The 22,974-nt window shown below is 38.5% G+C and carries 21 protein-coding genes; 12 read left to right on the top strand and 9 right to left on the bottom strand.

The window, feature by feature from the left end; genetic code table 11:
• The first annotated feature begins 3 nt into the window (after nucleotides 1-3).
• Nucleotides 4-645 (top strand): ribosome biogenesis GTP-binding protein YihA/YsxC, encoded by a 642-nt coding sequence (gene yihA, locus LEP1GSC202_RS08315; protein WP_015677247.1) that lies wholly within the window; start codon nucleotides 4-6, stop codon nucleotides 643-645.
• Here the strand turns inward: yihA and LEP1GSC202_RS08310 are convergent.
• The 5 genes from LEP1GSC202_RS08310 to LEP1GSC202_RS08290 all read right to left on the bottom strand — a co-directional run bounded on the left by LEP1GSC202_RS08310 (nucleotide 615) and on the right by LEP1GSC202_RS08290 (nucleotide 5,678).
• Nucleotides 615-1,334 carry a hypothetical protein gene (locus tag LEP1GSC202_RS08310; RefSeq protein ID WP_015677442.1) on the bottom strand — a complete coding sequence of 240 codons (720 nt, stop codon included), beginning with the start codon at nucleotides 1,332-1,334 and terminating at the stop codon, nucleotides 615-617. The genes yihA and LEP1GSC202_RS08310 overlap by 31 nt on opposite strands.
• Before the next feature lie 126 nt (nucleotides 1,335-1,460).
• The gene (lsa25, locus tag LEP1GSC202_RS08305) at nucleotides 1,461-2,144 is read right to left on the bottom strand and encodes a surface adhesin Lsa25 (protein ID WP_015676786.1); all 684 of its coding nucleotides are present in this window, start codon (nucleotides 2,142-2,144) and stop codon (nucleotides 1,461-1,463) included.
• Nucleotides 2,145-2,161: 17 nt separating this feature from the next.
• Nucleotides 2,162-3,649, bottom strand: coding sequence for an Omp85 family outer membrane protein (gene omp85, locus LEP1GSC202_RS08300; protein ID WP_015677120.1), 1,488 nt, complete (start codon nucleotides 3,647-3,649; stop codon nucleotides 2,162-2,164).
• 72 nt (nucleotides 3,650-3,721) lie between these two features.
• A complete protein-coding gene (locus LEP1GSC202_RS08295) occupies nucleotides 3,722-4,231 on the bottom strand; it encodes an acyl-CoA carboxylase biotin carboxyl carrier protein subunit (RefSeq protein ID WP_015677001.1) in 510 nt (169 codons plus the stop codon).
• A gap of 1 nt (nucleotide 4,232) precedes the next feature.
• Nucleotides 4,233-5,678 (bottom strand): acetyl-CoA carboxylase biotin carboxylase subunit, encoded by a 1,446-nt coding sequence (locus LEP1GSC202_RS08290; protein ID WP_039928692.1) that lies wholly within the window; start codon nucleotides 5,676-5,678, stop codon nucleotides 4,233-4,235.
• Between the two features lie 94 nt (nucleotides 5,679-5,772).
• Between LEP1GSC202_RS08290 and LEP1GSC202_RS08285 the strand changes: the two genes are divergently transcribed.
• Nucleotides 5,773-7,773 (top strand): LTA synthase family protein, encoded by a 2,001-nt coding sequence (locus LEP1GSC202_RS08285; protein WP_015677186.1) that lies wholly within the window; start codon nucleotides 5,773-5,775, stop codon nucleotides 7,771-7,773.
• On the opposite strand, the gene LEP1GSC202_RS08280 is transcribed toward LEP1GSC202_RS08285, so the two are convergent.
• On the bottom strand, nucleotides 7,753-8,067 hold the full coding sequence (locus LEP1GSC202_RS08280; RefSeq protein ID WP_015676512.1) for a 7(1) septoil knot domain-containing protein: 315 nt from the start codon (nucleotides 8,065-8,067) through the stop codon (nucleotides 7,753-7,755). The two genes, LEP1GSC202_RS08285 and LEP1GSC202_RS08280, sit on opposite strands and share 21 nt — an antisense overlap.
• Before the next feature lie 64 nt (nucleotides 8,068-8,131).
• Between LEP1GSC202_RS08280 and LEP1GSC202_RS08275 the strand changes: the two genes are divergently transcribed.
• Entirely contained in the window at nucleotides 8,132-9,802 is a 1,671-nt protein-coding gene (locus LEP1GSC202_RS08275; RefSeq protein ID WP_244147670.1) for an isochorismatase family protein, read from the top strand.
• A gap of 4 nt (nucleotides 9,803-9,806) precedes the next feature.
• Entirely contained in the window at nucleotides 9,807-10,490 is a 684-nt protein-coding gene (locus tag LEP1GSC202_RS08270; RefSeq protein ID WP_244147699.1) for a protein-tyrosine phosphatase family protein, read from the top strand.
• Here the strand turns inward: LEP1GSC202_RS08270 and LEP1GSC202_RS08265 are convergent.
• Entirely contained in the window at nucleotides 10,487-11,290 is an 804-nt protein-coding gene (locus tag LEP1GSC202_RS08265; RefSeq protein WP_015677176.1) for a lysophospholipid acyltransferase family protein, read from the bottom strand. The two genes, LEP1GSC202_RS08270 and LEP1GSC202_RS08265, sit on opposite strands and share 4 nt — an antisense overlap.
• A 97-nt stretch (nucleotides 11,291-11,387) precedes the next feature.
• Nucleotides 11,388-12,506: an LIC11274 family protein gene (locus LEP1GSC202_RS08260; protein WP_015677101.1), complete on the bottom strand. Its 1,119-nt coding sequence runs from the start codon at nucleotides 12,504-12,506 to the stop codon at nucleotides 11,388-11,390.
• 136 nt (nucleotides 12,507-12,642) lie between these two features.
• Between LEP1GSC202_RS08260 and LEP1GSC202_RS08255 the strand changes: the two genes are divergently transcribed.
• From LEP1GSC202_RS08255 to LEP1GSC202_RS08220, 8 genes are all read left to right on the top strand, one after another.
• Nucleotides 12,643-13,521 carry a DUF2225 domain-containing protein gene (locus LEP1GSC202_RS08255; RefSeq protein WP_015677547.1) on the top strand — a complete coding sequence of 293 codons (879 nt, stop codon included), beginning with the start codon at nucleotides 12,643-12,645 and terminating at the stop codon, nucleotides 13,519-13,521.
• Between the two features lie 4 nt (nucleotides 13,522-13,525).
• On the top strand, nucleotides 13,526-14,320 hold the full coding sequence (gene truA, locus LEP1GSC202_RS08250; protein WP_015676956.1) for a tRNA pseudouridine(38-40) synthase TruA: 795 nt from the start codon (nucleotides 13,526-13,528) through the stop codon (nucleotides 14,318-14,320).
• Nucleotides 14,292-14,930, top strand: coding sequence for a hypothetical protein (locus LEP1GSC202_RS08245; RefSeq protein WP_015677445.1), 639 nt, complete (start codon nucleotides 14,292-14,294; stop codon nucleotides 14,928-14,930). The genes truA and LEP1GSC202_RS08245 overlap by 29 nt, the downstream gene beginning before the upstream one ends.
• Nucleotides 14,927-16,237: an LIC11270 family surface protein gene (locus LEP1GSC202_RS08240; RefSeq protein ID WP_015676564.1), complete on the top strand. Its 1,311-nt coding sequence runs from the start codon at nucleotides 14,927-14,929 to the stop codon at nucleotides 16,235-16,237. Before LEP1GSC202_RS08245 ends, LEP1GSC202_RS08240 begins: the two co-directional genes overlap by 4 nt.
• Before the next feature lie 77 nt (nucleotides 16,238-16,314).
• Nucleotides 16,315-18,168: an adenylate/guanylate cyclase domain-containing protein gene (locus tag LEP1GSC202_RS08235; RefSeq protein WP_015677302.1), complete on the top strand. Its 1,854-nt coding sequence runs from the start codon at nucleotides 16,315-16,317 to the stop codon at nucleotides 18,166-18,168.
• Nucleotides 18,165-20,060 carry a DUF4962 domain-containing protein gene (locus LEP1GSC202_RS08230; protein WP_015676363.1) on the top strand — a complete coding sequence of 632 codons (1,896 nt, stop codon included), beginning with the start codon at nucleotides 18,165-18,167 and terminating at the stop codon, nucleotides 20,058-20,060. Before LEP1GSC202_RS08235 ends, LEP1GSC202_RS08230 begins: the two co-directional genes overlap by 4 nt.
• Nucleotides 20,057-21,247: a hypothetical protein gene (locus tag LEP1GSC202_RS08225; RefSeq protein ID WP_015677546.1), complete on the top strand. Its 1,191-nt coding sequence runs from the start codon at nucleotides 20,057-20,059 to the stop codon at nucleotides 21,245-21,247. Before LEP1GSC202_RS08230 ends, LEP1GSC202_RS08225 begins: the two co-directional genes overlap by 4 nt.
• Before the next feature lie 51 nt (nucleotides 21,248-21,298).
• A complete protein-coding gene (locus LEP1GSC202_RS08220; protein WP_015676433.1) occupies nucleotides 21,299-21,895 on the top strand; it encodes a hypothetical protein in 597 nt (198 codons plus the stop codon).
• On the opposite strand, the gene LEP1GSC202_RS08215 is transcribed toward LEP1GSC202_RS08220, so the two are convergent.
• Entirely contained in the window at nucleotides 21,868-22,965 is a 1,098-nt protein-coding gene (locus LEP1GSC202_RS08215; RefSeq protein WP_015677014.1) for a DUF1574 domain-containing protein, read from the bottom strand. The genes LEP1GSC202_RS08220 and LEP1GSC202_RS08215 overlap by 28 nt on opposite strands.
• Between the last annotated feature and the right edge of the window lie 9 nt (nucleotides 22,966-22,974).

The following is a 22,974-nucleotide window of genomic DNA, read 5'->3' as shown; positions in this document are numbered from 1 at the left end:
TAGATGCATAAATATTCAAAAGAAATTCCATTTCCAGAAACCAAATTCTTCACTTCCATAGCTAAGTTAGAAGAAAAAGAAGAATTGGATTCTGTACCTTCGATTGCATTTATGGGAAGGTCCAACTCTGGAAAATCAAGTTTACTCAATGCATTATCCAACCACAGAGGTCTTGCAAAGGTTTCCAGAACTCCAGGCAAAACAAAACTGATCAATATCTTTAAAACGAAAGTTGGTTTTAACCTCATCGACTTACCTGGGTTTGGTTATTCAAAAGCATCTCATAAAGAACATAAAGAAATGATGAAACTATTGGAAGGATTTCTCAACTCTTGGAAACAACTCAAAATACTATTTATATTATGTGATTCTCAAAGGGATTTTCCTGAGGAAGAATTGTCCACCATCGAAGTGGCAATGGAAAAAAAAATCAAACCTGTTGTAATTCGAACGAAAATTGACAAACTCAATCAAAGTGAGTTACACAAAGTGCGAACAGAAATGGAGGGAGCCATGAATGAAATTGGAGTTCCATTCAGAGTCTTTTATCTTTCAGCAACAACTGGAAGGGGTGTGGGAGAATTAAAAGAATTTATTTTAGAGACACTGGGAGTTCAAACAAAAGTATCCAATGTAGAACCGTAACGCGAATCCACTTGGTAGTTGATCATTCCAAATAAATTGGAAGACATCATTTTTCGAAAATCGGTGAGTAAGGCAAAAGTTTCTTTTAATTGTTCTTTGATGCGAAGTAACCGCACTTCTTCTTCCAATCTTTTTTTCTCAGACTCTAATTCCTTCTGACGTTCTGTTGATGCAACATCGGAAGACTTTTTACTTTTTTCGGATTCCAATCGAGTTTCTAATTCCTTGATTTTGGTTTCTAAGTTTTTTTCGTAACTTCGTTTCTGAATTTCTTTTGGGTTGTTCCGTTCTGATTTTTCGAAAGAAGAATCTTTTGTTTCTTTTTTATCTTCTTCTTTCTGTTGGAAAAGGTCTTGAATGGACTTACCGTCTGAATAGGGTCTTAAACTTGGGTCCTCGGCCGATTTCGATTTTGGTCTGGTAACGGCTTCCGTTTCCCCACTCACCGAAACCATACGACCATCTCGTAATTCGTAGTTAATTTTTACATGGACGGATTGGACTTCTCGTCCTTTGAGATATGCTTCGTTTTTGAATTCTTGCGCGTGTCCAAGTTCATGTGAGATCACATGGAGGGCTGATAAAGATTCGGGGGCACTTTCTAATCTTCCATGACCGACATAGTTCACCCTTCGATCTTTTTGCAGATCGACATTCATGCGACTGAATGTGGACTCGTCAATTCTCATGGAAACCTCACCACCTAATGGGTACTTCGGTTTGTCTTAAGAAAAGATTAGTACGAAATTGGATTTTTGAAAAGGAAAAACTCTCCCGTTGGAATCGGGAGAGAGGGAAAAATGTTTGTTTTTAGTCTATGGGCCTTGTCTCACACAACGGACATAATTCCTTTGTGTTTTGACAACGGAGCGCTCGACTCCGTAGGATTGGCGGTCAAAGGAAATCGCAAAAGCCGTCTCCCCTGGTAAATCATCTTGGTTGGACCAAGCAGTCCAGTAGTCCTCTTCTTGGGTAGATGGGAAATACTGTAAGGTGGCCGCACGACCCGGAATGACCAATCGTTGGTATTCAAGCGGAGTTGGGACACGCCATGTTGCACCTAAAAAATTGCTATTTTGGCAAGCTGCAAACAACTCACTCGATCCAGCGATGGAAATCGAAGACGTGCCCTGGATCACCTGTGGGTACGAAATCGAGTTACATGCATGTGTTTTCGAATCACAAAACGCAACTTGGATAGCACCTGCACGATTTACGTCATTTGGATTGAAAAGAGAACCTTGAGGTGCCCCCAAACAATCGTTAAATCCTGCGCGGAAAACTTGTCCATGGGTACATTTTTGCCAAACTAAATTAGCAACTGGGTCTGATATGGTTCCATTGCCATTGTCACGTAAACTTTGGTTTGCAATGAGGCCTGCAATCAGTTGGTTGGTTTCTTCTGGGCTTAAACCGTAGACATCCTCTACGGGTTTCATTTCACAATTGATGAAAAAAGATAAGGCCAAAAGAGCAAAACAGGAATGAAGTATTTTCATAATCTTATGGCTCTCCTTTAGAATATATGGTTAAAGTTAACAAATAATTGCCTATCTTCTTTTGATACTGCGTAATCAAAGTAGATAACAGTTGCTTGGTTCCAAGGAATCCGTAATCCTATACCCCTAGAGTGTTTGTAGTTTTTTAAGTTTGCATCTTGTGTGCGATCCCAAACTCGTCCTACATCATAAAAGGGAACCAATTGGAAGTCAAAATGTTGCCCCCAAAATTCAGCTTCGGCAAACTTCCAACGAATTTCAAAGTTAGCATACGCCATGGTTTGGCCAACAAATCGATCTTGTTTGTAACCACGAATGGTTGTCCTTCCACCGAGACCTGATTGGTTCACTTCCGTTCCCCACATGTTACGGTATTCGTAGAAAGGAGCATCACCGTTTGTTTGGACCATGGTTCCACGAGCCGCGAGAACAAACTTCTCCAAAATCTCTGGTGGTTTGTTTGTAAACCAAGTGACCGGGCTCATAAAAATACGACCTGACACAAGGTTTTTGTTGAACTCGGAAGTCGAACCAATGGCTTTTGTCGAACGTTCGTGAGTGTATTCTAAAAACAAACCGCGGTTAGGATCTGGCTCAAAATCACGAGTATCATACACAATACCAGCTCGAATGGTATTTGTATAACCTCCGTTAATCCCTCGGATCTTTCCGTCTTTGTCATCTCGGGTTAATTTGGTTTCCCCTTGAGGAGTTCCAAATGTTCGGTCCGTATCCAAAAATCCTAAAATTCCATCCGCTGGTCCTAAGTAGGCATTATTGTATCTACCATCAAAGGTACGAATGATTTGTTTGGATAATCGAATCCCGGTCACTGCACGGAGGGTTCCTCCGAAAAAGGAATATTCCCCCGATGTACTAAAGTTAGGGTTTTCAATGTCGTAACGATTGTATTTGTTATCACTGACAACTGGTGCTTCGCCAACTCCAGCATCCCCTGGCCTTCTATAACTTAAGTTATCTTCATAATCAGCGAAGGGTGCATTCCTTCGGATTCGACCATTGGGATCATTCCTTTCTAAATAGGAAAGAGGTTGGAGGGTTCCTTCTCCAAAACCAAAATACAAGGAATTTGGGTTCCTTTCATACACTAAATCGGCACGTAATCGCCATTTGGTGTCAAAGATATAAGGTGCATCCAAACTCAACTGGTGGTATGGTGCCCGTTTTGTGGTATTAAAATACTGAGCAAATACCCGGACACGATACGGAGTGTATTCAAACATAGGAGAAGTTCGATTTCCATTATAGAAATACAAAACCCTTGCCCCAAAGCCAATCCCTACGTTTGGATCAGAGTTGATGAGAGGGAGCCCTGTAAAGTAACCACCCTCTTTTTTATTTTTGAAATCTCGTTCGCTTAACCTCTTTTTTTCAGAGATTTCGAACGGAAGGTCGGTTCGCGGTTGTCTTTCCTGAGCAGACAGACCCGATACCAGGAAAAAAAATAACAGAAGTATCAAACTTCTTAAAATGGAATTGTACATTCTCTACCTATTCGCCAAAGAAACTGCCTTATGGTGGGAAATTTGAAAAATATGTCAAATAGATTCGGAAATTTATGTTATTTCCGCTTCGATTCTGTGTAAAATGAGGAGGACCTCATCTTGTTGGACCAAATCTCCCGATTGTTTCCGAATCTCTTCCACTCGGCATCGGTATGGAGCCTTAATCGCATTTTCCATTTTCATTGCTTCCAAAATTAACAACGTTTCCCCTATACTGTGTTCGCTTCCGACTGCCGTAGAAATTTGTACGACTTTCCCTGGCATAGGGCTTTTGATTTCGGGAGAGGTTTGGCCTGCAAGTTCATATGATCGTTCTGCAAGTTTAGCACTCCAAGTCTCCCCATTCCAATGGAAAAATACTTCGTTTCTCACTTTCATAAATTTCAGGAGAGAACCGTCTTTCATCTGTACGGTGGATAAATTTGATTCGTTTGGTTTGAATCCGTCTACGATAACATCTGTTTGGATTTGGAAGGTTTCACCGCCCAGACGAACACGAATGCGATCTCCACTTACGTTTACGGAGACAGGGGCTTGTTTTGATTCGAATCTGTAATCCATTTTAGTTTACCTTCGCCTTCCAAGGGTTTTTCACTTCCACATGGGAGAAAAAAAGTCCTGCCAATGCGTATTTCATTTCTTCTTTGTTGTTTTCTTTTAAAAGTTCGGACTCTTTGTCGGCAATGAAATGAGTGGAAACATGTCCTTTCGCAAATTCATCGGTGGAAACCAATTTTTGTAAAAATTGTAAGTTCGTTTTGGGACCGAACACAATGGTCTCCGATAAACATTCCATCAATCGCTGAATCGCCGTTAAACGATCTTCTCCCCAAACAATGAGTTTGGCAATCATAGGATCATAATACATGGTGATTTCAGATCCCGTGACAACTCCTGAGTCAATCCGTAAGTCTTCACGCGTAGGAAAAGACAAATGATGGATTTTTCCTATGGATGGCAAAAAACCTTCTTTGGGATCTTCTGCATAAATTCTGACTTCTAGTGCATGTCCTTTTTGAGCTGGTGTTTCGAGTGAAGGTAGAGGCTCTCCTTGACAAACACGTATTTGCCATTCTACTAAATCCAGTCCAGTTGTCATTTCTGTGACGGGATGTTCTACTTGTAACCGAGTGTTCATCTCTAAAAAATAAAATTCACCTGATTCACCTAATATGAATTCAACGGTTCCAGCTCCTTCGTATTGAACAGACTTGCCAGCGAGAATCGCTGCTTCTGCCATTTTGGATTTGAGTTGGGATGGGAAATTTGGGGCTGGCGTTTCTTCCACAACCTTTTGGTGCCTTCTTTGTAAGGAACAGTCCCTTTCATGTAAATGGATGATGTTTCCTTTTGTGTCGCCGAAGATTTGAAACTCAACATGCCTTGGGTTCACAATGTACTTTTCTAATAAAATGCGGTCATCACCAAAAGAAGACATCGCTTCCCGTTTTGCCGATAATATCCCAGCTTCTAATTCCTCCGGAGTATCGATACGGCGCATGCCCTTCCCACCACCACCAGCACTTGCTTTGGCCATGATCGGGTATCCTATTTTTGCCGCTTCTGTTTTGAAAACAGACATTTCTTGGGACTCCCCTTCGTATCCCGGAACTACCGGTACACCGTTTTTTGCAACTAACACGCGTGAGCCGATTTTGTCTCCCATAGCTTCTATCGAATGTGGTTTCGGGCCGATGAACCGAATCCCATTTTGTTCTAATTTTTTAGCAAATGTTGTGTTTTCCGATAAAAATCCATACCCTGGGTGAACTGCATCTGCTCCTGTGGTGAGGCATGCTTCGATCACTTTATCCACATTTAAATAAGAAGAACGGGCATCAGTCCCACCTAATGGATAAGCCTCATCTGCGGAGCGAACAAACAAACTGTTTGCATCAGGATCTGAATAAACAGCAACTGTTTTTATCCCCATTCTTTTGGCTGTGCGAATGACTCTAACGGCAATTTCGCCTCGATTGGCGATAAGTATTTTTTGGATCGGCTTCATACAAGTAGGATCAAAACTAAAGAATGGCGAAAATAAATCAACAGAAACATAGGAAGTGAATTGACCATCATAACGAATCATCAATTCTTTTTTTATGGTGAAACAGATATTCAAACCTAGTTTTTCAGATCGTATTTTTATTACCTATTTTGTTTTCGGATTCTTTACTCTCTTCTTACACCGTATTTTATTTTTTCTGGTTTATTCTTACCGTTTAGAAGATTTCCAATATTTATTAATTTTAAAAGCGTTTCTCATTGGGTTTAGATTTGATCTCACAACCATATCAATGGTGTTAGTTGGATTTTTTATACTTTCCATGTTTCATTCTTTGTCTCGATTCCAATTTTATAAAAATCTTTGGTTAGTCACACCACTTATTATCTATCCATTGTGTGTTATGCATTTGTTTGCAGATCTACTGTACTTTGAAAATGCAAATAAACACATTGGTTATGAAGCCATTGTGTTTTTAGGAGATTTGGATGTATTGGTTTCCTCTGCCTTCGCAGAAGCACCGCTTAAAATCCTTTCCTTTTTACTTTTTATCATTCTTTATATTATAGGCATTCGGTATTGGTTTCGAAAACAAAAGATAGGGATCCAAAGGCAAGAACCAATACCAACAAAATATACGATTTTAAAAAACAGTATATGGATTTTATTTTTTTTCATCTCCTTTCGTGGTGGGCCACAAGAGTCACCACTCCGAGCAAGCGAAGCCATTATCTCCGATGATGCTCTCATCAATCAAATTGCCTTAAACGGAATTTATACAACGATGAACGACTTCAAAAGCCAATCCATTCCCAAACATTTAAAAATGAGCGATGCTGAAATGATCGAAGTTGTCAAAAAGGAAATCCAATTTGAAGGTTCTGAATTCCTAAATGATCCAGACTTTCCATTGATACGCAAACTAAATCCTGTGAATGCTAAAAAACCAACAAACGTTGTACTTGTGATCCAAGAATCGTGGACAGGGAAATTTGTTTGGCCAATGTCTGATGGAATTTGGATGGGTAAAGAAGTAACACCATATTACAATCATTTGGCGAAAAAAGGACATAGTTTTCGGAAATTTTATGCAAATGGAGGTAGAACTAGCAATGCATTACTTTCGGTATTAACCAGCATTCCTGACCGGCCAGGACTTACTGCCATTCGAACTCCACAGATCCTTAGCCATTTTTCTGCGATAGGAAATCTATTTTCTGGATTCGGTTATGAAACAAGTTTTATCACTGGTGATGATTTGAAGTTTGATAGTTTGGCCACCATATTACCTCACTTTGGATTCAAAACCTTAATCGGTAAGGAAGATTTTCGAAAATCAGGTCTTTACCAAATTGGGGCCTGGGGGTATGATGATGAACACCTCTATAGTCGGGCAATAGAAGAAATGGATTTGTACCAATCAAAACAAAAACCGTTTCTTGTGACAATCCTCACGATGACTACTCATTATCCATATAAAGTCCCCGATCCAAAATATGAAATATTTGATTCAAGTATAACAGATTATGATTATCTAAATACCTACCATTATGCCGATGCAGCATTGGAAACATTTATGGCAGAGATAGAGAAAAAGGAATACTTTGATGAAACCTTATTTGTTTTTGTAGGAGATCACACCCATCATCGATATTTGACTTATTATGAAGATCGAATGGTCCCTTTTTTATTGTATGCACCAAAATACATCAAACCAAAGTTAGATGAGAGAATTGCGTCGCAACTCGATGTATTGCCAACCATTTTAGGAAGTATTGGTAAAGAAACCTATTTTGCAGGATTTGGTAAAAATCTATTTGCACCAAATCTAAAATCAGGTAGCACTTATTTTGCCTATGGAAGTGCGTGTGGTTGGATTGATGAAGAAAAAATATTATACCAAAGTGTTGATGGAGACACACAATTCATATTCCAAATGGTGCCCCCATATGAAGAAGACTCAATTTGCCGAACAGATCGTACAAAATGTACGGCACAAACCCAAAAAGCAAAGGCATTTTTCAATTTGTCATTGGATTTGATGAATCGGAATTCTGTTTATCCGATGGAAGGACAACTACGGTACTCCAGGAAATGAATCCACATACTTCACTTTGAAGTCAGGAAAACTGGTGACAATTTGGACTTTAAAATCGGGAAAGGAAGTTACTTCCTGCCACTGACCACAGTCCGAAGGAAAACTTGTTACCTTTTTGACTTTTAAGTCTGGGAAACTATCTACGATCTGGACTTTAAAATCCGGGAAACTGGTAACGAACTGCACCTTTCCAGCCAATTTTTTTCCTTTAAATGTGCAATCAGAGCCAACTTCACCTGCCATGAGGCCAGTCGTTAAAAATACAGACAGAATCAAAATCAATGTTTGTTTCATCGTTCCTCCAAAATTTAAGAAATAAATTCTCGATTTATTTTTAAGGATGTCAATCCTTTTGTACATGAATTCAGAATCTGCGATTTTATTTACCCAATGTTTGCAAAATGATTTTACATCACTTTTAGATAAATATGATCCACTTCCGAATTCATTACACATTGGTTATGCCGAAGCAAATCGTTTGCTTGGGGAAATGGTCGAAGATGGCCCAGTATTTTCATTGATGGATTGGGCGTATGAAAAAGACCCAAAACAATTGAAGTTAATCCATATCAGGGATTGGCATGATCCCAAATCAAAATCTCAAGAAGACCACCTCTTACAGTTTGGAGAACATTGTCTGATGGACACAAAAGGTGCTGAGTTTGTTTTCCAAAGTTGGATTGAAGAAAACCCAAACCGAGCAGAGATTGTAAACGCTTCTGGATTAAATGATTTTGTAGATACGAATTTAGAATCCATTTTAAAACCTTACAAAGGTAAGTCCATACGTGTTGGGATTACGGGTGTTTGGACTGAAGCAAAAGTAACCTTTTTATGTTATGACTTAAAAACAAGATACCCTGAATTTGAAATTGCAGTTTGTTCGGCACTCACCGCAAGTTCATCTTTATCGATGCATTTTATTGCCCTTGACCAACTCAAACAAATTTTAGGAGTCAATGTATTTTCATCCATCGGTGCCTTTACTGAATTTTTAACTGGAGACCAACCCAATCTCAAAAAACGTATTTCCACCAATGCAAGGATCGCAAGTGACAAATTAAATTTAGATCCAAAATACCCCATCACAGATCTCGACAAACAAATATTACTCTATCTCTTCAGAGATTGTAAAGAAGTTGAATGCAAAACTTTGGATGGTGGGTTTTCAGGAAATGTGGTATTAAAAACAAAATCCATCGACCATTTGGGACATTTACAAGTTCCTTGTGTTGTTAAAATTGGAAATCGGGATTTGATTGCCAAAGAAAGAACTTCCTTTGAAAGGATCCAAGAGGTATTGGGGAATAATGCACCCTCCATTGTTGATTTTTGTGAATTAGGTGACCGAGGTGCCATCAAATACCGGTATGCAGCAATGTTAGATGGGAATGTTAAAACCTTTCAAAAGTTATATGGCACCATGTTGGATGGAAGTGGACTTGATCGTGTCATCGATACAGTATTTGGCGAACAATTAGGAAGATTATTTGAAGCAGCATCTACCGAAAAACTCAATTTACTCGAGTATTATGACTTCCAACATAAATATGCAAAATCCGTACGTAATCGTGTCGAAACAATTCTTGGTAGTCCTCAAAATGAGTCCACCATTGAAATTTTTCCAGGCCACATCGTTCAAAATCCATGCCTTTTTTATGAAACTGACTTATTGGATTTAAAAGAATATAATGCCATATCACATAATACATCTTATGTGCATGGAGATTTAAATGGCGCCAATATCATCATTGATGCACAAGACAATGTCTGGATGATTGATTTTTTCCATACCCACCGTGGCCATATCATACGTGATTTATTAAAATTGGAAAATGATATTCTGTATATCTTTTGTAAGATAGAAACGGAATCAGAATGGAACGACGCAATTGTTCTCACTGATTTTTTGCACAACCAAGAGGATTTAGGAATACCACTTTCCTTTGATCCACCGAGAGAGATCACAAATGAGAAATTAAAAAAGGCATACCGAGTTCATCGCAAAACTCAGATCGTATTATCCTAAGTTGGTGAAACTAGACAGAGACCCTTACCAAATGCATGTTGGTGCTTTACGATACTCTATGCATACACTATCCTTTGATGAATGTAATGACCTTCAAAAAAAATGGGCATTGTATGCCGGTGCCAAACTCATACTGAAAATCAAATCCTATATCCAAAAATCAAAACTGCTCCGAATCGATTACCTAAAACCTTTTTTTGGAAAAGATGGAGACCTAGTAAAACAAATTGGACTTACAATTTTACCTGGCAGAAAAGATAGGAACCGAGTTTTACTCGAAGATTTGCAGACCATCAAAAAAGAAAGAATCTCAAATGTTCTTAGCCTCATCACGGAACAAGAGTACATACAATATGGTGTTTCGGACTTAAAATCCGAACTTCCTATTCATGGGATCAACCACAAACAGATTTCCATTTTAGACCAACGTGTACCAAGCCATACACAAATGTTAGAAATCGTAACTTGGATTGATTCCATTCTCACACAAAATCAAAAAGTTTTGGTTCATTGTGTGGGAGGGCTTGGTAGATCGGGGACAGTGGCTGCTGCGTATTTGATTTGGAAATTTGGGATGAATGCCGAAACGGCAATCCAAAAAGTAAGGGAATCAAGAAGTGAACGTGCAGTAGAATCACACGAACAAATCCGATTCCTTGAATCCTGGGAAAAGTCTTTCGTTCCTTAAACGGTTTGCAATTTGATCCTTTCTTTTTCCAACATTCCATCTAACTCTTGTTTTTTGGAATGCATCAGCTGGTAAAGATGAGTTTGGAACTCTTCCCAATTTGCAAACTCGTTGGGGTTGTGAACACCAAGACCCAAATACCCTACCACATTTCCTTTTTGGTATTCTTGGTAAGTTGTGACACCCGACTTCACGGCCACAAAAACAGGAATTTTTTGGTCAAAAGCAATTTTCACCATTCCTTTTTTTAAAGGTTGGATCTCTTCGCTATACGTATTTTTGCCTTCAGGGTAAACGATATAGGAAGTAGTTTTTAAACCTTCAATTAAATTTTTAACTGATACCGCGATGGACATCGCTTTCGAGTTATCAAATACTTGTGAACCCATAGCCGTCATCCACCAATAGGCAAACCATGCTTTTTTGATGACTTGGTTTGCTAAAAAAGGTTTTCTGATCACATAACAATCGTATGGAAAATCCATTTCGTTTACGTGATTTAAAAATATCATATGTCCTTTTTCAGGAACAGTGAATTCATTTAACACTAAGACGGTGGATTTGGTGATTTTTTTAACGTCTTCCGCCCAAACCTTTGTGCCTTCTAAAAATTCTTTGATTCGTTTCTCTTTGTTCCCAGTGATCGCTCGGTACAAACCTCGGATCAAAAACGGACTGGCCTTCCCAAACACAAGTAAGGTGATTCGCAAATAGACTTTCATTACCAAACGTCCGTAGTGAACACTTAGCCCGTGTAAGTTTTTTTCAATTAGGTTGTCAACAACTGGAATTTTCGCCATAGCAACAATTAGACAAAAGGGTCGTTTCTATGGATATAAAAAAGCCCAAGAAAATTCTTGGGCTACCACATTCGGAAACAGTGTTAGTTAGTGTTTCTTATTGTTGCGGAGTAGTGTTACTTCCCTGAGCAGGTTTTGCAGGAACATTTAAGGCTTTTTTACGTTCTTGGTCGTACTTCATGAACACCATGTTATTGGAATCATATTCGTAAACTCGACCTCTAACGTCCGCATGATCCACACGGTAGTCTTCTGGCACTCTGATATCAAACATTGCTTGGAGACGGTTGTCATATTTGATATAAGGGTTTTTTGTGAAGTCATAGGTCACACCATCAATTTTCACAGGTTGGCCTTCCACTGTGGCACCAGATTCATCCTTTGATGCTTCTGATTTTGCAAGAGAATTGTTTAGATAATAATTATCATAAGGGTATTTTAATTTATAAATATTAATCGCATTGGCTTTGGAATCACGAGCTAAGTTGATCGCACCAAAATACAATTCGATACGATACTTCCTATGAGATGGTTGGAGTTTTTGGTGTTTTTCCAAATTTCGTTCCACTTTCAAAGCATTGGCTCTTGCTTCTTTCGCAAGTCCCAAATGTTTGTAACCGAGTTCCATATTCTTTTCAATGTCGTACTTATTGTAACTGTAATGAGCCTCTTTTGGGTCATACATACGTCTTTGGTAAGGAGCTTCGCGAGGTAAGTCCATCACGTCTTGGCGGAAATAAGATCCTTTTCCGTATTCAATGGAGATATCAAGGAGAGCTTTGTCCATTGGATTGTTTGGATTTTTACGTTCCATAGCCACTTTCATCATCTCTTCCGCGCGGAGGATATAGAGTTGAGAAAGTTCTTCTGTCATTTTTTCTATGCCAAGTTGGCATTCAAGGAAACGTTGGTAAGCAGAGGAGAAGTTACCTTCAAAATGGTACTGTAAACCTTCTTGGTAAATTCGTTTGGCTTCTAAGTATTTTTTCATACGGAAACCTTCTTTGCCTTCAGGAGCATTTAACTCTGTAGGTTTTCCTTCCGCATCTTCGCCACGAAAGTTTTTAACGATTGGCTCAAGCTCACGGAAGTAAGTCAAAAGCTCGATGCGTTTTTGATAGGATTTACTAGAGACTGCTTCTGCAAACATAGGTGCCTGCATCACGAGACTCATCATGAGAATAAGAAGGGATTGTTTCATTGCTCTGCCATTCATTCCGTTTCCGTACTTTCCTTCGTTAGAAGAATCTTACAAGTAATTTCAGGGTGTCCCCTGTGAGTATTATCGGAGATTTATGATATTGGATTGACAGATTGTATTTTAAAATTGAGCCTTTTCCTAGATTTTTCCTATGTCCCAAGCCGCTGCCCAGTCAAAAAAAGTATCTTTTCGTGCCAAAGAGTCTACAGCTTGCCCAATTTGTGATGAAAATCACCAAAAGGAGCAGATGTTCCAAGGTGGTGGACGGCTAATCGCTGGGAAATTAGCCCAGGACTTACGTCGATTGTATGAAAAAAACAAAAAATTCGGTAGGGTGAGCCCTCTGGATTATGTCATGACCGTCTGCCCCCGTTGCCTTTATTCCTCTTTTCCGAAAGATTGGAATGCTTTGAACCCCGCTGACAACGAAGCCATTCGAATGGCAACAGACGCTCGTAGAAGTTATATCGAAAAAATCCTTGGTCCACTCGATTTTACACAGGATCGGCAAATTGTGTTAGGTGCTGCTTCTTATCTACTTGGGATGGATTGTTACCAATTACGTGGTGTGAGTGTGGCCCCTACTCCAAAAAAAGCAGTCTGTGCAATTCGCGCTGCTTGGTATTTCTCTGACTTACATGAAGAGTTTCCTCATATTGGTTATGATAAAATCAGAGACTTACTCTATCAAAAAGCCGCCGTCATTTATGGTTATACATTAGAACTCATGCAAAATGGGAACGAACCTGTGGACCAAGCTGCTGGTATGCTTGGACCCGATACTGACAACAACTGGGGATTTGATGGTGTCATTTATCTCAATGCCTTCTTAACAAAAAAATTCAAAGACCAAATGGCACCAAAACCAGAAGATCAAGTTTTACTTTTGTCACGGGCGAAACGAACACTTGCTAGGTTGTATGGATCAGGAAAAGCTAGTAAAGGAAAACCTGGCCCAATTGTGGAAATGACACGTGAATTGTACGATGAATACAATGCCATTTTAGAGGAAATGGGAGGCGAGAAGTAAGGGTTTGCCCAATTACGCACTTCTTGTCGAATATGACGGCACCCATTTTAATGGGTGGCAGAAACAAAAAAACCTTCCCACTGTCCAATCATCAATTGAATCGGCACTTGATATCATTCTTAGAAAGAATCCCGCCTCACGCCTGTCAGTGGCCGGCAGAACCGATACTGGTGTACATGCACTAGGAATGGTCTGTAATTTTAAAACCAGAGACCCAATTCCCAATTTTCACAAACTTCTTGTTTCTCTCAATTCACTCACACAAAGCGGAGTTTCCGTTAAAAATGTAATCGAAGTTCCACCCGAATTTCACGCACGGTTTAGTTGTACGGGAAGAGAATACATTTATAAATTATACTATAGTAAATATGAAAGTAGTTTTGTGGAAGGACGTGCTTTCTGGGTGAAATCCCACATCGATTGGGATAAAGTTGAAAGACAACTCCAAGTCCTTGTCGGTGAAAAAGATTTTCGATCACTCACAAAAGCAAAATCCATGTCGGGCAAACGGGCGGTGCGAGAGATCTTTTCCATCCAATTAGAGAAAATCACTCCAGAATGGTACCAAATTCGGATCCGAGCGAATGGATTTATGCACAATATGGTGCGAATCACAGTAGGAACTTTACTGGACATCGGAAAGGGACGTTGGGAATCTAGATCCATAGACTCCATTTTGGAAGAAAAGAACCGAACGAAGGCTGGTGTTACCCTGCCTCCCGATGGGCTCTATTTTGTCCGCGCGTATTACGAAGATCATCCGGAAATTCATGAATTGTACAAAATCCCTCTTCCTTAGCATCCTTTTCGCTCTCACTCTCTTTTCCGGTCTCCTTTCCGCACAAACCCTAGAAGAGTACAACAAACGCCGGTATGAAATTGGTGGTTGGGTAGGAGCTGCCAATCCTATGCCTGGAACTCCCAGTGCGCGCATCTTAGAAACCACTCTCGGTGGTGGTTTTTACGCTAGGATGCCTTGGCCATGGATCTTTTACACAGAACTTGGTGGGTCTTATGCTGTATTTTTATCACGTTCGGAAAGGGCGTTAACAGCCATGCCGCTCTATGCGGCACTTGCGTACAAACTCCCGTTAGAGTTACCCATCCAATTTTTTGTGAAGGGAGGGGGTGGTTCTTCTTATGTAGTCGCAAGGCCGGCCGATACGGCACGTTGGAACCCGACCGCCTTTGGTGGGTTAGAAGCGAGTTTTATTGCTGGTCGTAGGATCCGAATTGGGGTACGATTGGATTATTATAAGATTTTTGAAACCCAAATGGATGTGCCGAATCAATACCGTTTCCCTCTTGCCAGTCCCTATGACGACCCAAGATTACAAAATCCGGCAAATTACACATTACAGAACGTAGATTTTTTCTATTTTGGTCTAACAGTGGGAGTATTGTTTTGAACCGTTTGAAGATATATTATTTCCTATTCTCACTTTCCTGTTTTTATTTATTCTCAAACTGCAAAACGGATGTTGATTTAGGTAAAGAAACAAAATTTCCAGTGATCTCCACACTCTTTAACAACCGTATGTTGTTACTCCTAAAAGGAACCTATGCCACTGACAACCCATTGGATTGGAGTGAGCTAAACAACGGTACAGGAGATCTGTACATCGATTCCCAAGGGGATGGCCTTGATCCCATCATGACTCTCACAAACCTTCCTAAGGCAGCAGACCTACCGATTTTTTTGGACATTGGAGAAGTTAGGATCTCGAGTAAATTTGATAAGGGTTTTAATGACCTAACACAAATTCGTGATACAGTAGATTCCAATAAGTTTTGGGATTTCATTGCTCCCAATAGACAAGTGTTTTGTACAAGAACCTATTCCTTAGATAATAATACCTGCCTCGAAAGTGATGGAATCTTAAAAGCGTATGATTTCTTTAACGGAATTGGAGCCCAATTCCCATCCAATGATCCATCAGCAGAAACACTCAGTTGGGAAGAAGCTGCAGCATTGGGTAAGGCATGGCTTGGAAGGGAATATTATTATTCTGGAATCTACTTTCGTTCCCTTGTGACAGGATTTGCATTAGACGCAGGACTCCCCGTCACCCTTCGATTTGACAATCGACCCAACATCTTTGGATTGAATATTGTCCCAAGGAATAACTACGCACCAGGTACAACCACAGCAGAAAAAAGTGCCATCGTTCCGAAAATGTTTCCAAGTCTTTTTTCTCAAACCTTCGAACAAGCCGTGCAGTCTGATATGAGAATCCGAGAAGGTTTTGATCCTTATATCTTGGAAGTGCGAATCAACTTAAAAGAAAACTTAATGTTACACTCTTACACTTCCAGTCGTTCTACAACAGTGACCTATGTGGGCGTGAGTGATATCTTCTTTGATCACAAAGGGGAAGGTGATGCAGGAGGAAATATCATTTCTAGAGCACGTGTGATTTATCCTGAAACTGCTTCGAGTCTTACGATCTCTGGTGGAACCAATTCATTATTGCACTATTATGGGATTTTCCGATTTGAAGAGACTGAATTTATCAACGAATTGCCTCTTGCCGCGACACCTGCAAAACAAACTGCTAAAATCAAATACCTAAATCCAGGAACATACAAAGTAGTTTGTTTAGGAGATGTGTCCAAAAGAGACGGATATCCTGACACAGTTGTCAGAGAAACTGCCTTTACCATTCCTGAATTTCCGTTCAGACAGACATATAACGTTGATTTGGCCTGTCCTTAGGAAAAAAATAGTTTCATAGTTCAATTTTACTTTTTTTTCCTACCGTTTTCATTCGTATAGGTTAAAGTACAAACCAAATGAAAACGTTTTTCTTCAAAATACGAAACATTCTTAGTAAAAACACAAACTCTTCGGGAGAATTCCAATTTCCGATTCGATACAAACTGTTGTTAATCACTTCGGTTGTACTTTTAGTTTCTGTATCGGGAGTGATCTTTCTTGCATCTTACTTTTTTCGTAAGGATAGTGAAGTCCGAGTCAAAGAAAACAATATCAAAATCAATGAAATCCTTTCTCTTAAAGTAAAATCAGATTTACACTCAATCAGACAAGATGTCCATATCACAGCATCGGCCATTTTCAGAAATACACAATCAGCCAATGGTATCGCAAAAGAGTTATTTGAAGAAGACCAAAATTTTGTTTTTATTGGAGCATATGATTCTAGTTTTAATCCAAAATTTGAATCCATCAATGAAAACTTTTTAGAGAAATATGATTACCAAAAACAAGAAGTTAAAACCATTTTAAAAAATATACAACCGAAACTTAAGAAATCTTTTAGCGGAACAACTGTTATTTGGAACATCAGTCCCTTTTTTAGAAATCCAATCTTATGCATCAGCTTTCCATTATCAGAAACAAAAGATACACACACGATTTTGGTCACTTTGGTCAAACTCGATAGTTTGTTAGATGCATTCCAAACCTCGGGACCTGTCGAAACTTTTTTAGTGAGTGAAGATGGAAGTGTTTTAGCCCATCCTGATGCAAAGGTAGTATTGTCTGGTAACAATCTTAATGAATTGCCAATTGTTGATCGAATGAAAAAGTCAACGGTTGACAATGGACAATTTCGTTATGAAAATAAAGATGGTGAATTTTACTTAGCTTCTTTTAAGAAATTAGGAATTGGAGGAGTTGGAGTCATTTCTCAAGTCAGAGAAACAAAAATTTTCGAAGAAGTGAATAATATCCAAAAACGGAATGTTTACCTTCTCATCGTATTTTTATCACTATCATTTATCGTTGTTTATATTTTTGCAAAATCCCTATCCACACCCATTTTAAAATTGGTAGATGCTTCTGAAGAAATCCGAAGAGGCAATTACCATATCAATTTACATGCATCCACTCATGATGAAATTGGGACTTTAACCAAGTCCTTTGTGAGTATGGGAAGAGGACTTGAAGAAAGGGAAAAATTAAAAGATTCCTTTGGTCGTTTCGTTAACCAAGACATTGCAGAACTAGCAGCGAAGGGGAAACTTGCAATTGGAGGACAAAAAAAATATTGTACCATCTTTTTCTCTGATATTAGAAGTTTCACGGCTATTTCAGAAAAATTACAACCAGAAGAAGTTGTTGAATTTCTCAATTCTTATATGTCAGAGATGGTTAAGTGTGTCCAAGAAACAGGAGGCACAGTGGATAAATTCATTGGGGATGCCATCATGGCCACTTGGGGAGCCCTTCGTGATCATAAAGAACATGCAAAAGCTTCCGTGGATGCCGCACTTCGTATGCGCGAAAAATTAATCCAATTCAATCAAAATCGTGGAACCGTCAAAAAACCTCTCATCAAAATCGGATGTGGGATTAACACTGGCTATGTGATTGCTGGCCAAATTGGAAGTTCTGATAAAATGGAATACACAGTGATTGGTGATTCCGTAAACTTAGCATCTCGAGTGGAGTCACTAAACAAAGAAACACACACGGACATTCTCATCACTGAAACAACTTACCAAGAAATCAAATCTGAATTTCATGTTCTCAGTATGGGGGAAATTGAATTTAAAGGAAAATCAAAAGCACAAAAAGTTTACGCTGTTTTGGGAAGGAAATCCGATCCCAATTGTCCCAAAAATCTTTCTGAATTACAATCCATTGTTGGCATCGAACCAACTACCAAAAAGGCAAAAAAATGAATTTAGATAAACGAGATTCATTTGTATTGATTGGCCTAACAAGCATTGCAATTTTTTTTAGTGTTCTTTTTTATTTGGACCTAAATCGAAAGATTGATATTGGAGATAGAGAAGTGGTAGGAACCATTTTCTTTAAAAACAATATTGTGCAAAGAAAATTTGAAGATGAAGTGATTTGGGAAAAACTTGAAAACAATAGTCCGCTCATCAACAAAGATACGATCCGTTCCGAAGCATTTTCTGATGCCATCATTCGCCTGAAAGATGGAACAGAAATCAATATCGACGAAAACTCAATGTTTAACTTGGATTTGACGGGTGATGAACCGAATTTAGAATTTTCTGAAGGTTCACTTGAAGTCAAAAAAAATGATTCTAATGCAAATCAAATCAAAATCACAAGTTCAGGTAATGAAATCAATGTTGATTCCGGTAATGTAAAAATTCAAAAAGCAAAAGACCAAGAGTTGAGTTTGTTTGTTGAAAAAGGGAAAACTACTGTCAAACAAAACGGAAAAACTGTTTCCGTAGACCAAGGTAAAAAAGCAGAATTCAAAACATCTGGAATTGAAATTAAAAAAATTCCGATTGTACTTTTAAGTCCCGCATCGCAAAAATTATTTTATACCGACCCAACAGAAGCCCTTGTAAACTTTACTTGGAAGGTAGAATCGGGATATGAATCACCAATTTTGGAAATCTCCAGGTCCCCTAATTTCCAAATGACTTTTTTTTCGGAACAAGTAAATGGGAACCAAACCACCGTTAGCCTAAAGGAAGGTACATTTTACTGGCGAGTGAAAGTGAAAAACAAAAATGGAAAGGAAACAAGTGAAACCAATAAATTGTTTGTTTCAAAACTAGAGCCCTTCCTTGCCGAATCACCAAACCCAGGTACAGTGATTCCTTTTGTGCAGACCTATCCGCTCGTTACAATTTCATGGAGTAAGTTAACAACAGCAAATACATACCAACTTCTCCTCTCCGATTCCAACCAATTCCAAAATCCAACGAAACGAATTGAAACATCCGCCAACCAAATCTCACTCGATGATCTAAAAGAAGGAACGTATTATTGGAAGGTGATCGCTAAATCATCTTTTCCTGACACAAAAGACCGTGAAACCAAAGTATATACCTTTGTCATCAAAAAAGGAAACCAAGTACCAGCTCCCAAATGGCAAAGACCGATGCCGGAAACGGAAATCACTTTAGATGACATCAAACAAAACCAAGCCATACTCATTTGGGAAGGCAACGCGGAAATTCATTCGTATACTGTACTCATCGCCAAAGATCCTAAATTCACAAATCTAGTTGTGAATGCAGAAACAACTTCCAACTACCTTGTTCCCAATTGGAATGGTTTAGGCCTGGGAACATTTTTTGCAAAAGTAATTGGAAAAACTAAAGAAGGAAAGGAAACGGAAAGATCGCAAACTTTAAGTTTTTCAGTGATAGACAAAAAGAAAAAAATCGAAGTTGTCACGAATGCCGAAGATTCGAAACCACAATCAAACCAAGAACCAAAATTGGAAAGTATGTCACCTAACGGAGCCATGATCCAAATGAAAGGAAAATCAAGTTTGGATTTCCAATGGAAGGTTTCAGGTTTGGTTCCCGATCGATATGATATTGTTCTATACCAACACCTACCTGACAAAAAAATTGCGATTTATAAAGTGAGTACAAAAGATTCCTATTACCACTTAAAAGACCTTAGCATCTTGGATGAAGGTAGTTTTTCTTGGGATTTAAGTGTATATAAAAATTCCAACTTATTACTCTCTCGTAAGGGTACTTTTATATTGGCACTTGACCAATTAAAGTCATTAAAACCTTCAGACATCGAATTTATATCTCCAAAACGGTTGTACAAAGAAAAAAAATGAAATCATTGTTCTTACCAAAATTTTTCATTTATTCATTCGGTTTCCTAATCGCTTTTTCTTTGTTTGCCGAGGAAGGTACAAAACTGATCGCTTGGAAACCTATTCATGATGCCAGTGGATACCAAATCCAAATCAAGGATAAGGCAGGGAAAATCATTTTAGATAAAAAAATTGATACTCCTTACCATTCTATCGAAGAGTTACCCTCTGGTATGTACATGGTACGCACTGCACCTTTAAACTTGTTTAAAAAACCTGCAGTATGGTCTGCTTGGAAAGATCTCGAAATTATTATTTCCGAACCTCCCAAAGTAGTGAAAGAAACGGATACACCAGTCATTCTTTCCAAACAAGAATCTAAATCGGAAACAACGATCAAAGAACTTACCATTGAAGGAGAACATTTTTTAGAAGCTACAAATGTAGACCTATCTAAAAAGGGGGATAAACTCCCAATCGTTAGTAAAGAAGTAAAAACATCAGAACGAATTGATCTGAAAGTGGATACAACGGAAGCAAAAACTGGACCTTATGATTTGACGGTCACCAATCCTTACCAAAAACCGAAAGTAGTCAAAAACTTTGTACAAGTAGAAGAACCTAAAACTTACACACAAGAATCAAAACAAACCTCTAAAGAAAATCTAGAAGAAATCAAAAAAAATGAAAGAGTGAAGTCTAACACGGAAGTTTATCGCCAAAATGAAGAAAAAGTAAGTGATACTTCCAAAAACATTTCTGGTGTAAAACCATCCGAATCCAATCAATCACAAAAACAAATCACAACCCCGATTACTCCCAAACAGAAAGTAACCTTACCAAAAGGAAAATCGTTTCATGATTTCACCTATGATGAGATGATCGTGTTCTTAGAAACCGATGTGGCTGTTAATTGTAAAAATACAAAGATCCCTGCATTTACTTTAGGCGAGTGTCACAAAACATATGTTATTTTAAACTTTGCGAGCGAAGACAACCAATCGGTTTTTGAATTTTATAAATTGGTAAGTGACAATGAATCCAATCGAATCAGTGCTTATCGATATTTTTCAAACAATTGTAACCCCATCTTCAAACCAGCTTTAGAAAGAATGGAATTACAATGGAAAAATCGTACCAATTTAGATCCGGAAGAACGCCAATCCTTAGCTGTGGAATTGCCAAAATTTCGTGCATGTACGAGATAATTTTCATTTCTTTTGCTTGTAAGGAATCCGTTTTTTAGTCCAATTAAGAGAATGAAACATCCGTTTTCCCTTTTTCTTGGCCTTCTATTTGTATCTAGCCAGGTGCTTTTATCCGAACCATCTGTCCTAAATCAAAATGTGAAGGAAGTCACCACACGAATCCAAGATTTGGCACTTTACCCTTCTCTTTCAAAAAAACGTCTTTATGGTGCCGTTGCCAAAGGTGGTGCCATTCGGTTTGATTTAAAGGCGAGTGAAGCTTCTCCACAATCGGTAGGAATCGGTATTGCAACGGATGGAAAATTAAAAGAATGGGTTTTGACTGTGTATGCAGGGAATGGTCAAAACGAAAATCCAACGATCCTTCGCAAAGAAAAAATCGAAGCTGAAACACAATGGGTGTTTGAGTTACTCGCACCACCTGATGAAATTACAATTGAAATCCAAAATACAAATTCAGAAACACCAGTTGCCGTTGTTGAGATTGTACATGGATACTACTATGGGTATTCAATTGATAAAGAAAACAATACGAAACCTCAACCGCAAAATCCTATCAAACCAAACCCAACGGAACCTGAAAAACTATCTCCAAACGATGTACAAAATCGAACGGAGTTTTATCGGGCACCCATCACCAAGGATTGATTTAATTTTTTAAAGATATAATCCGTATATTCATCATAACATGATGGAGACATATGCCCTGCATCACTAAACTCGTTGCAGGAATACTCAGGATCATCATTCATATTCCAGAATGGAATTCCATTTTGGGAATGGTATTTCTCCATACGAGGATACCAATCTTCATAAACAGTACCTTCCTTATTCTCACCCACAGAAACTTTCATCTTACGAATATGATCCATATAGGGGAGAGACAACCGAACCCAAATGACTGCCGATGGTACGTTTAATTTTTTTGCCAATTGAAGGGATTGGTCAGTAAAACTAAGTATCTGATCTGAAAACCGAAAAGGAACAAGGTAGGAGTGGAAATCTCCATAGGCAGATTTTTTTAAAAGTTCGGCTGGCAACACCGCTTCATGAGTCCCCGGAGTCATCGCAGAACCTTTTCCTTTTTTTAAGTTTGCCATCAGATTGTTTCGAAGTGTTCGATACGGGATCAACATATTGTTTCTGTTTTTAGCCCGAGTGATGATCACTTCCAATTTGGGACGGTATTGGTAGGCACGAAACATACGTTTTGCGATTAATGTAGAAATTTCATCCGTAGAAAAGGAAGAAAAATGTTTTAAAACAAAAGAAACATTGAGTCCATTAGTTAAAGTTTCATCTACCTTTAATGTTGCACTAGAATTAAACATTTCAACAGAATGATCAAACAAAAAGAAGTCTGGTCTCACATTGTCTTTTTCAAATTGTTCCATCCATTGTAGAACGTAATCAGGTTTACCACCAGGAACGGAAAAATTAAACATCACCCAACCTGGGTATTTAAGATGAATGTAATCATTATCAAATAACAATGCCCTTGAATTTCCAAAATAAACAAGAACCTTGTCTCGATTTTTTTCTTTTAAGTAATCTTTAAGATCTTCGTACAATTCATTTTTTTGGATATAATTGATGTCTGATAACGATTTAGAAAAATAAGTATGAACGTTTTCTAAAATGAGTAATTTATCTAGACAAAACGCTAAAAATACAACTAGGAAAGGGACTAATAAATAACGATTTCGAATTAAATCCACGTTATCCTC

Source organism: Leptospira yanagawae serovar Saopaulo str. Sao Paulo = ATCC 700523 (genome assembly GCF_000332475.2).
GTDB lineage: Bacteria > Spirochaetota > Leptospiria > Leptospirales > Leptospiraceae > Leptospira_A > Leptospira_A yanagawae.
This window is presented reverse-complemented; position numbering and strand designations above follow the sequence as displayed.

Coding starts and splice junctions, on each gene's coding strand:
- yihA (WP_015677247.1), top strand. CDS start 4: ATGCATAAATATTCAAAAGAAATTCCATTTCCAGAAACCAAATTCTTC.
- LEP1GSC202_RS08310 (WP_015677442.1), bottom strand. CDS start 1,334: ATGAGAATTGACGAGTCCACATTCAGTCGCATGAATGTCGATCTGCAA.
- lsa25 (WP_015676786.1), bottom strand. CDS start 2,144: ATGAAAATACTTCATTCCTGTTTTGCTCTTTTGGCCTTATCTTTTTTC.
- omp85 (WP_015677120.1), bottom strand. CDS start 3,649: ATGTACAATTCCATTTTAAGAAGTTTGATACTTCTGTTATTTTTTTTC.
- LEP1GSC202_RS08295 (WP_015677001.1), bottom strand. CDS start 4,231: ATGGATTACAGATTCGAATCAAAACAAGCCCCTGTCTCCGTAAACGTA.
- LEP1GSC202_RS08290 (WP_039928692.1), bottom strand. CDS start 5,678: ATGAAGCCGATCCAAAAAATACTTATCGCCAATCGAGGCGAAATTGCC.
- LEP1GSC202_RS08285 (WP_015677186.1), top strand. CDS start 5,773: ATGGTGAAACAGATATTCAAACCTAGTTTTTCAGATCGTATTTTTATT.
- LEP1GSC202_RS08280 (WP_015676512.1), bottom strand. CDS start 8,067: ATGAAACAAACATTGATTTTGATTCTGTCTGTATTTTTAACGACTGGC.
- LEP1GSC202_RS08275 (WP_244147670.1), top strand. CDS start 8,132: ATGAATTCAGAATCTGCGATTTTATTTACCCAATGTTTGCAAAATGAT.
- LEP1GSC202_RS08265 (WP_015677176.1), bottom strand. CDS start 11,290: ATGGCGAAAATTCCAGTTGTTGACAACCTAATTGAAAAAAACTTACAC.
- LEP1GSC202_RS08260 (WP_015677101.1), bottom strand. CDS start 12,506: ATGAATGGCAGAGCAATGAAACAATCCCTTCTTATTCTCATGATGAGT.
- LEP1GSC202_RS08255 (WP_015677547.1), top strand. CDS start 12,643: ATGTCCCAAGCCGCTGCCCAGTCAAAAAAAGTATCTTTTCGTGCCAAA.
- LEP1GSC202_RS08245 (WP_015677445.1), top strand. CDS start 14,292: ATGAATTGTACAAAATCCCTCTTCCTTAGCATCCTTTTCGCTCTCACT.
- LEP1GSC202_RS08235 (WP_015677302.1), top strand. CDS start 16,315: ATGAAAACGTTTTTCTTCAAAATACGAAACATTCTTAGTAAAAACACA.
- LEP1GSC202_RS08230 (WP_015676363.1), top strand. CDS start 18,165: ATGAATTTAGATAAACGAGATTCATTTGTATTGATTGGCCTAACAAGC.
- LEP1GSC202_RS08225 (WP_015677546.1), top strand. CDS start 20,057: ATGAAATCATTGTTCTTACCAAAATTTTTCATTTATTCATTCGGTTTC.
- LEP1GSC202_RS08220 (WP_015676433.1), top strand. CDS start 21,299: ATGAAACATCCGTTTTCCCTTTTTCTTGGCCTTCTATTTGTATCTAGC.